This is a genomic window from Niabella agricola (genome assembly GCF_021538615.1).
In the GTDB taxonomy this organism is placed as follows: Bacteria; Bacteroidota; Bacteroidia; order Chitinophagales; family Chitinophagaceae; genus Niabella; species Niabella agricola.
On record NZ_JAJHIZ010000001.1, the window covers coordinates 18,862 to 33,086 of the forward strand.

The window sequence follows — 14,225 nt, forward strand, 5'->3', positions numbered from 1 at the left end:
TCCTAACCCAGGCTTATATTCCGGAACTTCCGGCAGCACCAAGTTGTTTTTAGAAAAATAGTTTTACATTTAATATATGAGAGGTATCCAATTCTCCGGGTTCGCTGCTGACAATCAGGGCAAAACCCCGTTTGAAAAAATGCTCGACCTTTTCATGCAATTGCTTACATACACCAGCGGAGATGCTGCAGAAGCGCTTCAATGGCTAAATGAGCTGGATAAGGAATATCAGCTGGGCAATGATGATTACGGAATGGGCGATTTTATAGAAGACCTGAAACAAAAAGGCTATATTACCGAAGACCAGCAAAAAGGCGAAATAAAAATCACTCCCAAAACAGAACAGGGCATCCGGAAAAAAAGCCTGGAGGAAATTTTTGGCAAACTCAAAAAAGCCGGGAAGGGCGATCATAAGACCTTTAAACCCGGCCAGGGGGATGAGCTGAACCCTGAAACCCGGCCCTTCCGTTTTGGAGATATGCTGGAGCAAATCGATTTTACAGAATCCATCCGCAATGCACAGATCAATCATGGCATTGATGCATTCCATATCCGCGAAGATGATCTCAGCATCCGGGAAACTGACTTCAAAACGCAAACCTCCACTGTATTGATGATCGATATTTCTCATTCAATGATCCTTTATGGTGAGGACCGCATCACGCCCGCCAAAAAAGTAGCCATGGCGCTAAGCGAGCTGATCACAACCCGGTATCCCAAAGACACACTGGATATTGTGGTATTTGGCAATGACGCCTGGCCGGTAGAAATAAAAGATCTGCCTTACCTGCAGGTGGGGCCTTATCACACCAATACGGTGGCCGGACTGGAACTGGCAATGGATCTTTTACGGCGCAGAAAAAATCCAAACAAACAGATCTTTATGATTACCGACGGGAAGCCCACCTGCCTCAAGATCGGAAAGCGATACTATAAAAACAGTTTTGGTTTAGACCGCAAAGTGGTGAACCGTTGCATGAACCTGGCCGCCGCAGGTAAAAAATTAAAGATCCCGATTACCACCTTTATGATCGCAACGGATCCCTACCTGCAGCGCTTTGTTCAGGAATTTACAGAGATGAACCATGGTAAGGCCTATTTTGCTTCACTCGACAACCTCGGTTCCTTTATTTTTAAGGATTTTGAAAGCGGCCGGTCAAAGACCGTGTTTTAAACGTATTCTTCCCACAACATTTCACCAATACATTTCACTAAACACTTCTTACTAAAATATTCACTCGTGATTAAAACATTAGGCGCACTAAAAGCATCCGGATATCAATCAAAGTCTATTAAGGAAGAAATCAGGCAGAATTTAATAAAGAAACTGCAGACAGGCGACACCTCCTTCCCCGGGATCGTGGGGTACGAAGATTCGGTTATCCCCGAAACGGAGCGGGCCCTGCTGAGCAAACACAATATCCTTTTTCTGGGCTTACGCGGCCAGGCCAAAACCCGGATGGCACGGCAGATGACGGCATTGCTGGACGAATACATTCCTGTGGTGGAAGGCAGCGACCTCAATGATGATCCGCTGAATCCCATTTCCAAATATGCAAGGGACCTCATTGCCGAAAAAGGAGACGATACTCCCATTGCCTGGATCAGCAGAGACCAGCGTTATGGCGAAAAACTAGCCACACCGGATGTAAGCGTTGCCGACCTCATCGGGGACATTGACCCCATTAAAGCCGCCAATCTGAAACTGAGCTTTGACGATGAAAGGGTGCTTCACTACGGCATCATTCCCCGTAGCAACCGGTGCATCTTTGTGATCAATGAACTGCCCGATTTGCAGGCACGCATCCAGGTATCCTTGTTCAACATTCTTGAAGAGGGCGACATCCAGATACGGGGATTCAAGCTCCGGCTGCCTCTCGATATCCTTTTTGTATTTACGGCCAACCCGGAAGACTATACCAACCGTGGTTCCATTGTAACGCCTTTAAAAGACCGGATACAAAGCCAGATCTTAACACACTATCCCCGCACCCTGGAACATGCGCTGGAGATCACCGAGCAGGAAGCCGGCATTCACGAAGCGCAAAAAGAACGGGTAAAGGTCAGCGATCTTGTAAAACGACTGATTGAGCAGGTAGCCTTTGAAGCCCGTAACAGCGAGCTGGTAGATAAAAAAAGCGGCGTCAGCGCCCGGCTTACGATTTCAGCCTTTGAAAACGCCGTCAGTACCGCCGAGCGCAGGGCACTGGTCAACAATGAAAACTCCACCCAGGTCTGGATCTCCGATCTGTCGGGCATCATCCCCTCCATCACCGGAAAAGTAGAGCTGGTATATGAGGGGGAACAGGAAGGCCCTTTCCAGGTAGCAATGAACCTGGTAGACAAAGCCATCCGTTCGCAATTTATCCAGTATTTTCCCAACCCCGAGCAACTGAGCAAACGGAAAAATACGGGGAAGCCATCCGTGCAGAGCAAAGCCGATGACAACCCCTACAAACCGATCATTAACTGGTTCGACAAAGGCAATACGCTCAATATTGATTTCAATACTACCGATAACAATAAAGTACAGCAGCTCTACCAGGTAGACGGGCTTTACGCGCTGGTAAAGAAATATTTCGCCGGAGCCAATGAATTGCAGGCTGCGCTATTAATGGAGTTTGTGCTTTTTGGTCTTTCTTCCTACTCACTGATCAGCAAAAAACTTTTTGAAACAAAAGTTGAATTTAAGGATCTTTTCGGAAGCATGCTGGGGTCCGCTACCGGCGAATATGAGCATTTCGGGTTCGAAGAAGATGAATAAAAACCAGGATGGTTTTTCATTTGTTAAACCAAGCATAAAACCATCCCGGTTATAATTTGCACAACAACTGGAATATTCCTGATATTTTTTTGCCGCAATCGCGAAATAGCTTTGCAGTAAACAAAATATATAGTAATGAGAATTTCAGTATTTGTGGCGGCATCCGCACTTTTCCTCAGCCTTTTCACCGCCTGTTCAAAAGATAAGGATCAAACTCCTGTTCCGGCTCAAACACCCAGTGAAATACTGGCATCGACTGCCTGGGAAACTACCAGCGCCAAAAATGCACAGGGAGCCCAGGTGGCCCTTACCGATGACAATGTGAAGAACTTTGTTGGATTTGCCTATTTCAAAGCCAGTACTAAGTTCACGATGTATAATTTAGACAATTCTCCTAAAATGAAGGGAGATTGGTGGCTTTCGCCGGATGGTAAAACAAGATTTATTATCGCCAGGAACGATGCTGGTACTGAATTATTCAGACGTGAGGTAGAGATCACCGTACTGGCCAGGACAGAATTTACATACAGGATCTATCCAAATGCAGCAAATAAGGCGGTGTATTTCGATATTGTTCATACACCGACTACCCATGTCGAGCCGGGGATATAATAAATAGAATATTCGTGTCCTAAGGTCTGCCTCCGGGCGGGCCTTTTTGTTATATGTCTTTTCTCCCACGTCATAGCTGCGTTGCACCGGACCTTAAGCGATGAATCCTGGTGGCCAAACGAATGCCGATCCCAGTTGTCCGGCGCTGCCACCATAACACCCCGGCTTCTTTAAGCAGTAGAACGGACGTTTCTGCAGGTTGCAACGATTTCCTATATTTAGGAAATATTCAAAAAACCATGCCTGCCGATATTCCCGTTTTGAACCTGGATGCCTTTACCTTTCGCGATGTAAATGGTATCACTATATTAAACCACGTGCTTAAAGGCAACAACCGGATCACCAGGCCCCATAAGCATGACTTTTATTTATTTTTTCTGATTGACCAAAGCAGCGGCAGCCACACCATTGATTTTACAGAGCATCAGGTAAGCAACCACCAGCTCCACGTATTATTGCCCGGTCAGGTGCATCATTGGAACCTGAACAGGGCAACTACCGGCTTTCAGCTGATGATCAGCGAGGCCATTTTTCAATCCATGATCAATTACCTCAACTTCAGCCCGTTGTTTTATTACAAACACCCGGTATTATCCCTTCCCCAGGATCGTTTCGGGATTTTTTATCATGAGTTCCAGCAGCTGGATGAAGAGCTGCGGGCTCCACGTCCCAATCTGGACATTATTTATACGCGAAGTAAATTAATTGTTCAGCTACTGGGGAAAGAACAGGAAGCGCAATTCGAGATCATTCAGAAAATGAAATCCAATCCGCTGATCATCCGGTATACCACCATGATTAATGAACAATTCCGCGAACAACGATCCGTTGCCTATTATGCCCGGCAGCTCAACATCACCCCAAATTACCTCAACATACTCTGTAAACGCTTCTTATTTGTATCGGCAAATGAGCTGATTCAAAAAAGGCTTATCCTCGAAGCCAAGCGCCTGCTGGGCATTTCGGGCAAAAGCATCAAGGAAATCGCCTATGACTTGGGGTTCTATGATACAGCCAATTTTTCCAACTTTTTCAAATCCCATACCGGCATTGCTCCAAGGGCATTCCGGGAGCAGCCGTAAAACCGGCCGCTTCCAAACAGCCGGTTTTACTCCGATGGTTCCAGCCATTTAAAATCCGCTGCCAGCGGCATTGCTCCATATGCAGCCGCAACCACCGAAGGAGGAACGGTAAGTTTCCGCTTCAGGGTATCGATCCACGCCCCTTCAAGCGTAATGACGGCCGCAAGGATTTGCGCTTCTTTATAAATATGATGCCGCATGGCCCAGCGGCTGAAATCCCTCCGGGACTGGGTTAATTCAAGGTCGATCGTAACGGTATCCTCCAGCCGTATCTCTTTTTTAAAAACACATTCCTCCCGGAAAATAACCGGTCCCACATGCAGTTCAGTCATCTTCGCCGTAGTCAACCCCTTTTTAGAAAGGAAGCTGATCCGGCAATAGGCGCCCCAGTCGTAATAAACACTATGCCGTAAATGTCCGTTCAGGTCAAGGTCGGCCCAGCGGATCTGTAATGCTTGAATAAAACGTTCCATATGTTACTATTGATGCAGGTTCTGCATTATTAACAAACTTACATACTGTTCTGCATTAAAATTATCAAAAAGGGTCGCTATATTTACCGTTTCAATCTAAAAAGAATCTAATTTTCACAGCGTGTAAAACAAAGAAATGATGAAGTATGTGCTCACTATCGGGTTACTGACTGCAGGCAGCGTATCCCTTTTTGCCCAGGCAAAGCCCAAACCCAAAACGGCAACGGTAAAAAAACCGGTAACGGCCCCCGTTTCCACCACTGCCCCTGCTTTAAAAACACTGGCCGATTCAGCCAGCTATGCCATCGGTGTCAATATTGCCCAATCCATTAAAAAAGATATCGGAGACCTGAATACCAACGTGATGATGGATGCCATGAAAGCCACATTTGGCGGCAAAAAGCCAGTGCTGAGTGATGAGACGCTGACAAGCGTTATGATGGCTTATTCAGAGAAAGCCAAAGAAGCCCAGTCGCAGGCTACCATTAATGCCGGCCGCACGTTTCTCGAAAAAAACAAAACCCAACCTGGCGTTAAAACAACAGCCAGCGGTCTGCAATATATCGTATTAACGGAAGGCACCGGCGTAAAACCGGCTGCCGAAGACACAGCCATCTGTCACTACAAGGGCTCGTTACTGGACAGTACCGAATTCGACAACTCTTATGACCGCGGAGAGCCACTGACCATTCCGGTGTCGGCTGTTATCAAAGGCTGGACCGAAGGCCTGCAATTGATGAACAAAGGATCGAAATATAAATTCTTTATTCCCTATGAGCTGGGATATGGATTACGGGGCGCTCCTCCCACGATTCCCGGAGGAAGCGTGCTCATATTTGAGGTAGAGCTGGTAGATGTAAAGAAAAAAGGATAAGCGCCATCCCGCTATAATCGCCCTTGTTTTATAAAGCAGGGGCGATTTCTTTTAAAGCTGGTTGCCATCCCCCTGTTTAAAAGATCAGTTTATGCGTTTGTTTGATCACCCCCATCACAAACACGCTTTGCACATGCCCCAGGTTTTCTACCTGGCTCAACCGGTTCACATGAAAATCATAAAAGCCCGCCATATCTTTTGCCAGCACTTTCAGCATAAAATCGAACTCGCCGGAAATACTGTAGCACTCTACTACTTCATCCAGTCCGTTAATGGCCTGTATAAATTTTAACCCGGCTTTTTTATCGTGTTGTTTCAGCGAAACATAACAGATCACCATCAACCCCTTATCCAGTTTTTGAGCATCCAGTAGCGTTGCATACTGCCGGATCACGCCGCGCTCCTCCAGCCGGCGGATCCGCTCATGCACAGGCGTTGGACTCAGGTGCACCCGGGAGGCAATTTCCGTTACCGACATCCGCGCATGTTCCTGCAGGAGCTTCAAAATTTCAAGGTCCTTGCCATCCAGGTCCGGAGGCGTCTGCGGCATAGCCGATTCTTCTGTTTTTGGGATTCGCTTCATTTATATGTAGCATTTTTACCCATAAATATAATACTTTACAGGAAATATCACTTATTAGCGAGAATTAACATAGTGTTTTTTACTAAGTCTTATCTTTGTTGTTTAAAAAACTTACAATATGTCCACCGTAACAAAAACCCAGATAGACTTTGACCTGAAATACAAAGTTGCTGATATCAGCCTCGCCGAATGGGGCCGCAAAGAAATCCGCCTGGCCGAAGCAGAAATGCCCGGTTTGATGAGCATCCGTAAAGAATATGCCGGTTCCCAGCCCTTAAAAGGTGCACGTATTGCCGGTTGCCTGCATATGACCATTCAAACTGCGGTGTTGATTGAAACACTGGTAGCCCTGGGTGCTGAAGTAAAATGGAGTTCCTGTAATATTTTCTCTACACAAGATCATGCCGCTGCCGCTATTGCTGCTGCAGGAATCGGCGTATTTGCCTGGAAGGGACAAACCCAGCAGGAAGCTGACTGGTGTATTGAACAAACCCTGTTCTTTGGCGGTGCAGACCGTCCGTTGAACATGATCCTGGATGACGGAGGCGACCTTACCAATATGGTACTGGATACCTACCCCGAACTGGTACAGCATGTAAAAGGGATCAGCGAAGAAACCACCACCGGCGTACACCGTTTATATGAACGAGTAGCAAAAGGCACGCTTCCTATGCCCGCGATTAATGTGAACGATTCGGTTACAAAATCCAAATTTGATAACAAATATGGCTGTAAAGAATCACTGGTAGATGCCATCCGCCGCGCTACAGACATAATGCTGGCAGGAAAGGTGGCTGTTGTGGGTGGTTACGGGGATGTGGGTAAAGGATCTGCAGCTTCTTTAAGCGGTGCCGGATGCCGTGTGATCGTAACCGAAATTGACCCAATCTGCGCACTTCAGGCTGCAATGGACGGCTATGAAGTAAAGAAGATGATCGACGCAGTGAAAGAAGCCGATATCGTGGTTACAGCCAGCGGATGCCGCGACCTGATCACCGGAGAGCATTTTAAAGCCATGAAAGATAAAGCCATTGTTTGCAATATCGGGCATTTTGATATTGAGATCGACGTAGCCTGGTTAAATCAGCACTACGGTCAAACCAAGGATACGATTAAACCCCAGGTGGATCTTTACAATATTGATGGCAAAGACATTATTTTACTGGCCGAAGGCCGCCTGGTAAACCTGGGTTGCGCCACGGGGCACCCCAGCTTTGTAATGAGCAACTCTTTCTCCAACCAAACCCTGGCTCAGATAGAATTGTGGACCAACAATGATCAATATGAGAACAAGGTATATGTGCTTCCCAAACACCTGGATGAGAAAGTAGCACGGTTACACCTGGCGAAGATCGGTGTGGAACTGGACACACTTACTCCTGCACAGTCTGCATACCTGGGCATCCCGGCCGAAGGTCCGTTCAAACCGGAGCTGTACAGATATTAATCACCTTTTTAATATTCCCAAGCCGCATCCCTGCCAGGATGCGGCTTTTTTTATGGCAGGTATCAACCTTCAGCAACGAGGCGCACAATCCATAGCCTGCACATGGCATCCATCCCTTTCTACAACCGCCGACCTGCCCGGATTGCCGGAAATCCGTTCCCGCAGCACCAGACATCCCTTTCAAACGTTTGTACAACAATTTATCTGCCGGTTTTATAAGTTATTTTACTATTTTAGCGACTGTTTCGAAAAAAACTAAGTATTTATTCATTTCTTGCCTATCATTCGCTTTTATGAAATTATTTCCGTCATTATATCTATTCCTGCTTCCCGCTTTTGTAATACTGGGAACTAAGGCTCCGGGGCGCTCTACCGGAGAACCGGCGCCCGTTTCTTTCGAGCGCCGTCAAAAAACGATCAACCTGCTGGATAAAAATAATGCCTCTAAATGGCGGGGCTACGACGGCAACCGGCTCCCTCCGGGCTGGACGATCAGTGACGGCATGCTGTGGATGAACAATGATGCCCAACCGGACCCCTCTTATAAAGGCGGTCGCGACGTAATCTTCACCGGCCAGGAGTTTGAATATTTTGAACTGACCATCGACTGGAAAATTGCGCGGGGCGGCAATAGCGGGATCTTCTACCATGTAAAAGAGGGACATGGTTCCCCATCCAGCATCAGCCCGGAATACCAGCTGATCGACGATGAGAATTTTGCAAGCATGCACCCCGACCTGAAAGACTACAATGCCCAATTTGGTGCCGAGCATCCGGAACAATTACAAGACTGGCAAAAGACCGGTGCCGATTATGCCATGCATACAACCGACGAAGCCCATAAACTACTGCATCCCGTGGGCCAATGGAACACCACAAAGATCGTAGTGGCGCCCGGCCGGACCGAGCATTGGCTGAACGGCGTAAAACTGTTGAGTTTTGAACCTTGGTCGGAGGACTGGTATGCCCGTAAAAAAGCGGGGAAATGGGCCAAGAGCGACAAGTACGGAACGTTCAAAACAGGTTATATCGGCCTTCAATACCATGGAAGCTCTTTGTGGTTTAAAAACATCCGCGTTAAACCGTTGCAATAATCATTGTGAATAACTATAAAAAAATATACATATGAAAAGAAGGAGTTTTATAAAGGCTACTGCTGCCGGAACAATCGCTTTTATGCTTCCGTTTCCCGGATCCGCATTCAATGCGGGAAAAAAATTAAGAGTGGCTCAGGTCGGATTGGGTTCAATGGGCACCAATGATCTGTTAGCGATTGCCTCCCATCCCCTGGTAGAAATTGTAGCGCTTTGTGATGTAGATGAAACCGCCCTGAATAAAGCAAAAGCAGCACATGCGAATGCAAAAACATTTACCGACTACAAGGAGTTGTTTAAAACAATGGGTAAAGATATTGACGCAGTGGTGGTATCTACCACCGACCATGCCCACGCACCTGTTTCGTTAATGGCGATGGAACTGAATAAACACGTATACTGTCAGAAACCATTAACCCATTATATCGCGGAATCGCGGAAAATGGATGCCGTAGCTGCTCAAAAGAAACTGGTAACACAAATGGGCATCCAGGTACACTCCTTCTACGACTATAAACTAGCCACCATATTAATCCAGAAGGGAATTATCGGGAAAGTAAAAAAAGTTATTGCCTGGTCGCCTAAAGTATGGGGCTATGACGGTGAAGAACCCCAGGGAAGCGATCCGGTGCCGGCAGGACTGAATTGGGATCTCTGGCTGGGTTCTGCAAAAAAACGCCCCTACAAACAGGGATACTATCATCCCGGCAATTGGCGGAAATGCATCGATTATGGCTGCGGCACCCTGGGCGACATGGGCGTTCATATTTTTGACACCCCCTACAATGCGCTAAAATTAGGCGTACCACTGACCGTTAAAAATGAATGCCGGGCACCTAATGCATTTGGGCATCCGGAAAAAAACCACGTAACCTACGTATTCCCCGGAACCCCTTATACCGCTAAAACCCTTGAATGGGTATGGTATGACGGCAAGGGAGCCCCGGAAATGCAAGCAGAACTGGAACTGCCGGGCGGTGAGGCATTACCCGACCAGGGCGCCATGTTTATCGGTGAAAACGGGCAGCGCCTGTTATTACCCCACTTTATGCAGCTACCCAAACTGATCGTAAATGGCAAATTCGAACCAATTGATCTTAAAAAATATGATCCGAACGGAGCAGCAGGCAAACCCACTACCAGCTACGACGCAGAAACGCCCAAGCATTACCACGAGTTTGTGGATGCCTGCCTGGGTAAAGCCAAATGCAGCGCGCCCTTCTCCTACTCAGCAAAACTGACTGAGGTGATTCTCCTGGGTGTGATCGCCGCGCGATTCCCGAATGAAACATTACACTGGGATGGCAAACTGGCCCGGTTTAAGGAAGACAAGGCCAATAAATACATAGCCGGAAGCACTGTTTAATAAAACTTCTGGTATCATCTTCAACAGGATCAATAAAAGGAAGCCCGGGGCAATCCCCGGGCTTCTTTTTAAGAACCAACCGGTACCCATTGTTCGTGTATGAATGTATGATGAGCATTTGAAACAGGATCACTGTTTGTAGGTACAAAACCGAAGCATGCCCCCGGGCACGGCCTGCCGCAGTGTTCGCTGCCTGAGAAAATAAGAAACTAAAAACTCCCCGGCAGATCCTGCAGCGCTGAATCACAGGTTTGGTCTCTATTAAATAAAAAGCGGCTGTCTCAATTTAGAGGCAGCCGCTTCCTGTTATTGTATTTCTATAACCCGGGGCGCCTTCTTTTTGGCGCTTTCAGATTTAGGAATGGTTAAACGAAGCAGGCCATTCTCATAGCGGGCTTCGATCTTTTCCTGGTCCACCACATCCTTGGGCAGCTCAAAGGTCCGCTGAAACGACTGATAGCTGAACTCTTTCCGCGCGTAATTGTCGTTGCTTTCCTCCTGCTGCTGGTCCTTGGATGAAGATATTGTGAGCGTATTCCCTTCCAGGGCAACCTGGAAATCTTTCTTTTCCATACCAGGAGCAGCCACCTCCACTTCGTAGCTGTCTGCAGACTCTTTAATATTTACAGATGGAACGGTGGTGAGGGTTGACGAAAAATTGCTGTTTCCCCAGTTAAACAATTCCCGGCTGAACAAATCATCTAAAAAAGGGAAGAAAGGTATTAAATTGCGATTTCTTCTTGCAGGTGTCATAATAAACCTCCGATTTTAATGTTTTACACAATCTATTTTCGTATCCCGCTGACAGGGATTATCTACGCTTGATTTGAAACGGTGTACCGTATGGTACCGGGGTCAGGTGAAGCCCTGATGCCCACCAACGAAACGGGGGTGCCTGACAATAAACGATAAATCATTTTACTAAAATTTAAACTGTTATACAATTTAAAACCGGTGAACAACCGGTAACGATCTTTCGTTTTTAAGTTCTGAAAGTGTGCATTCAAATGAAATGCCAGCAGAAGAAAATGACTTTTTGAAAATACAAATTGACATTTTTAAAGAAAATATGACAGTTCAGGACCCCGTAGCCGCTGCCATCAAACCGGCTGGCGGCCTAACCTAACCGGCAATTCATAAAGCGTTTCAAACTATCTTCGTTATGAAAAAGACTCCTTTACATAAAATAAAGATGTTAGATTTTTACATTATAAAAGATGGGCAAGTTCAGCCGGAAGATCCCGAACAGGCGGGATTGGAATCTGCTGGAGCACTAGATGACCGGACATTTAATAACCTGAAAAACAAAGGCATTCTGGACAAGCAATATGCTTTTTACTCTGACTTCAGGCTAGATACAGGATCGATTCAACAGATCCTTCAGTATATATTTAGAAACCATCTGCAAGCCGACCATGACGTAATAAAATTACTGCCCTTGCTTGAAACGGCCGAACAGAACCGGAACGGGCTTGTCAGTTACGGACATTAAAAGCCGGCTCAAATAATATAAAATAGAACCAACCAGGGAACCGACCGGGTTTAATGATTTAAGGCGGATTATTTTGACGACCAGGTATGGTGTCGGATGGGTTCCTGAAGTTAGTAGTATCGCTATGAGATGGGCCCTCTATACATTCCGAGCTGAATATCGCTTTGGAAGCCAATGAAGCTCACAGTGCTCCAAAACGGGAACATTATATAAAATGAAATAGTTTGTATTCCCAGCAGCGCTACCTGCTCACCATTTTTTTTGTGATAAATTCGCTGAAAAAGAAATCCCTGTAAATATTCCCGATGGGAATTTCATTTGAACCTATGTACACCGTATTATTATCCACGGAACCGATATGCTTAACATTAATGATATAGGACTTGCTGACTCTGACAAACATATCCTTTGGTAATTGATCATGGATCGTTTTGATATTCATCGCCGTAATGATTCGCTGATTTTCGCTGTGCATCACCACATAATCCTTTAAACCCTGAATAAAAAGTATATTATTGAAATAGACTTTAAAAATTCTCCGGTCAGCCTTTACAAAGAAAAAATCGTCTGCTACCTGTTCGATATTGTTATTGGCATAATCCGCCTTGAACAGTTTGGAATACGTATGCGCTTTTTCAACAGCCTTTTGAAAACGTTCTAATTTCACGGGCTTTATAAGATAGTCAATCGCATCAACTTCGTAGCTGTCCGTAGCAAATTCAGAATAGGCGGTTGTAAAAATCACAAAAGTCTCTTTTGGAATCGTTCGTGCAAATTCAATCCCGTTAACGCCGGGCATCTGTATATCAAGAAAAATTAATTCAACAGTATTGTTTTCCAAAAAACCTGTAACGGTCTCAGGACTGCCGAACGAGCCAATCAGATCTAATCCATCTGTTTGATCGATCAACATCTCTATGGCTTCTCTTGCCAACGGCTCATCATCGATAATAATACAGTTCATAACGCTACACCTTTATTATAGAACGAAATAATCGTCTGCGATATTTGAATTTCCTTTTCCCGCCATCCCGGAATAAATTCTTGCCATATCAACTCCTTTTTGAAACCGCGCTGATTTTGATGCAACCGCAGCATCGGGCCTATACGTAGCAACGGCGGCTGCAGGAAACACGGAAATAAAGATCACAAACGTTTCCCGCGGAATTGTCCTGATAAACCGGTAGCTTTTTGACGCATCCATTTGAATATTTAAGAACACCAAATCTACAGTGTTTTTGGACAGGAATGCTGAAGCCCCGGATGTATTGTTAAACGACGCCAGCAATATCAGATCATTTGTTGCGCTAATTAACATTTTTATTACGTTTTCGGTTGTCAGCTCTTCATTGATTACAACACAAGTCATAGCTCTATAATTAAGGTAACGCAATAGCAATCTGAATCATCTTCAATATGTAAGCGGTGTGTTCCGGGAAACAAAAGCTCCAGCCTTCGTTTGACATTTGCCAACCCTAATCCGCCCGTGTTATTAGCAGACCTGTGCACAGGTTTGGAGTTGACGCATTTAAAGAAAAGCGCGTCATTTCTGACATCAAAATACAGGTTTACAAAGGACGTTTTTGTTGCATCATTGTTGTGCTTTACTGCATTTTCAACAAATGGAATGAATAGCAGCGGAGGAATTTGCACACCGCTCAAATCGCCCTCCTTTGAAATCAGAAAATCAAAACTATCGCGCCGTACTTTTTCCAGGTTCAAAAAATCTTCTAGGAAATGAATATCTGAAGTCAGCAACACTTTATCTCTTGCGCTGTCATAAAGCTGGTAGCGCAACAAATCGCTCAACTTCATTAGAACCTGCGATGCTTTTCCGGGATCTTTCCTGGTTAGAACATTGGCATTATTTAGCATATTGAACAAGAAGTGCGGGTTGATTTGGTTTTTCAATTGTTTCAATTCCGCATAAGTTTTCGACTGCTCCAGCTCATAGATCAATTGCTTATCCATCATTCCCTTCTGAAACAGTTTAATAGAAGCGGAGGCCGCCAACAACAGGACGGTAAGAAAGGAAAAAAGCGGAATATTCAACCCGTTTTCTCTTTTAAATGGATTAAAAAAATGCCCCCCAATAGCCACGATAACAAGGATGCTGAGCACGGATAAGCAGTACTCGATATTTCTGTTCCTGAACAAAAGCTTTGGCACCAGCACATACATATTCACATAGAATAATATAATAAAATAGAGAAATATTATGATAGGGTTTGCTATTACAGAAGTACTGTTGTACAATACAGCGCCTATAAAAGCGATGAGCAGCAGATGCCGGAAGATCCTTCGGTCAGGGGAAATCAGGAAACGAAAAAGCACGTTCTCGCTGACAAGTTGTTGCCGGGTCAAATCATTCATTTATAAACTATATAGAACAAATTTAACATTTAAAGCCCTGGTCAGGTCTGCTTTTATACGAAAAT

The 14,225-nt window shown here is 45.5% G+C and carries 15 protein-coding genes; 9 read left to right on the top strand and 6 right to left on the bottom strand.

What is annotated here, in order from left to right:
• The first annotated feature begins 76 nt into the window (after positions 1–76).
• The 4 genes from LL912_RS00105 to LL912_RS00120 all read left to right on the top strand — a co-directional run bounded on the left by LL912_RS00105 (position 77) and on the right by LL912_RS00120 (position 4,458).
• Positions 77–1,174, top strand: a complete 1,098-nt coding sequence (locus tag LL912_RS00105; protein ID WP_235551518.1) for a vWA domain-containing protein — start codon at positions 77–79, stop codon at positions 1,172–1,174.
• Positions 1,175–1,240: 66 nt separating this feature from the next.
• Positions 1,241–2,764: a magnesium chelatase gene (locus tag LL912_RS00110; protein ID WP_235551519.1), complete on the top strand. Its 1,524-nt coding sequence runs from the start codon at positions 1,241–1,243 to the stop codon at positions 2,762–2,764.
• Between the two features lie 135 nt (positions 2,765–2,899).
• The gene (locus LL912_RS00115; RefSeq protein WP_235551520.1) at positions 2,900–3,376 is read left to right on the top strand and encodes a DUF4822 domain-containing protein; all 477 of its coding nucleotides are present in this window, start codon (positions 2,900–2,902) and stop codon (positions 3,374–3,376) included.
• A 239-nt stretch (positions 3,377–3,615) separates the two neighbouring features.
• A complete protein-coding gene (locus LL912_RS00120; RefSeq protein WP_235551521.1) occupies positions 3,616–4,458 on the top strand; it encodes a helix-turn-helix domain-containing protein in 843 nt (280 codons plus the stop codon).
• A 26-nt stretch (positions 4,459–4,484) separates the two neighbouring features.
• Here the strand turns inward: LL912_RS00120 and LL912_RS00125 are convergent, their stop codons facing one another.
• Complete coding sequence (locus LL912_RS00125) at positions 4,485–4,931, bottom strand: acyl-CoA thioesterase (protein ID WP_235551522.1); 447 nt, start codon at positions 4,929–4,931, stop codon at positions 4,485–4,487.
• 136 nt (positions 4,932–5,067) lie between these two features.
• Between LL912_RS00125 and LL912_RS00130 the strand changes: the two genes are divergently transcribed.
• Positions 5,068–5,805 carry an FKBP-type peptidyl-prolyl cis-trans isomerase gene (locus tag LL912_RS00130; RefSeq protein ID WP_235551523.1) on the top strand — a complete coding sequence of 246 codons (738 nt, stop codon included), beginning with the start codon at positions 5,068–5,070 and terminating at the stop codon, positions 5,803–5,805.
• 76 nt (positions 5,806–5,881) lie between these two features.
• Here LL912_RS00130 and LL912_RS00135 read toward each other — a convergent pair whose 3' ends face one another.
• Positions 5,882–6,388: an Lrp/AsnC family transcriptional regulator gene (locus tag LL912_RS00135; protein ID WP_235551524.1), complete on the bottom strand. Its 507-nt coding sequence runs from the start codon at positions 6,386–6,388 to the stop codon at positions 5,882–5,884.
• A gap of 118 nt (positions 6,389–6,506) precedes the next feature.
• On the opposite strand from LL912_RS00135, the gene ahcY reads away from it, so the two are divergent.
• The 3 genes from ahcY (at position 6,507) to LL912_RS00150 (ending at position 10,295) form a co-directional block, all read left to right on the top strand.
• On the top strand, positions 6,507–7,835 hold the full coding sequence (ahcY, locus tag LL912_RS00140; RefSeq protein ID WP_235551525.1) for an adenosylhomocysteinase: 1,329 nt from the start codon (positions 6,507–6,509) through the stop codon (positions 7,833–7,835).
• A 293-nt stretch (positions 7,836–8,128) separates the two neighbouring features.
• A complete protein-coding gene (locus LL912_RS00145; RefSeq protein WP_235551526.1) occupies positions 8,129–8,929 on the top strand; it encodes a 3-keto-disaccharide hydrolase in 801 nt (266 codons plus the stop codon).
• Between the two features lie 31 nt (positions 8,930–8,960).
• Positions 8,961–10,295 carry a Gfo/Idh/MocA family protein gene (locus LL912_RS00150; protein ID WP_235551527.1) on the top strand — a complete coding sequence of 445 codons (1,335 nt, stop codon included), beginning with the start codon at positions 8,961–8,963 and terminating at the stop codon, positions 10,293–10,295.
• A gap of 306 nt (positions 10,296–10,601) precedes the next feature.
• On the opposite strand, the gene LL912_RS00155 is transcribed toward LL912_RS00150, so the two are convergent.
• A complete protein-coding gene (locus LL912_RS00155) occupies positions 10,602–11,048 on the bottom strand; it encodes an Hsp20/alpha crystallin family protein (RefSeq protein WP_235551528.1) in 447 nt (148 codons plus the stop codon).
• Between the two features lie 409 nt (positions 11,049–11,457).
• On the opposite strand from LL912_RS00155, the gene LL912_RS00160 reads away from it, so the two are divergent.
• Positions 11,458–11,787, top strand: coding sequence for a hypothetical protein (locus tag LL912_RS00160; RefSeq protein ID WP_235551529.1), 330 nt, complete (start codon positions 11,458–11,460; stop codon positions 11,785–11,787).
• 241 nt (positions 11,788–12,028) lie between these two features.
• Here the strand turns inward: LL912_RS00160 and LL912_RS00165 are convergent, their stop codons facing one another.
• Genes LL912_RS00165 through LL912_RS00175 form a run of 3 tightly spaced genes read right to left on the bottom strand, consistent with a single transcriptional unit; the run spans position 12,029 to position 14,160 of the window.
• Complete coding sequence (locus LL912_RS00165; protein ID WP_235551530.1) at positions 12,029–12,751, bottom strand: LytR/AlgR family response regulator transcription factor; 723 nt, start codon at positions 12,749–12,751, stop codon at positions 12,029–12,031.
• Between the two features lie 15 nt (positions 12,752–12,766).
• Positions 12,767–13,156, bottom strand: coding sequence for a hypothetical protein (locus LL912_RS00170; protein ID WP_235551531.1), 390 nt, complete (start codon positions 13,154–13,156; stop codon positions 12,767–12,769).
• A complete protein-coding gene (locus LL912_RS00175) occupies positions 13,153–14,160 on the bottom strand; it encodes a sensor histidine kinase (protein WP_235551532.1) in 1,008 nt (335 codons plus the stop codon). Before LL912_RS00175 ends, LL912_RS00170 begins: the two co-directional genes overlap by 4 nt.
• Positions 14,161–14,225: the final 65 nt, after the last annotated feature.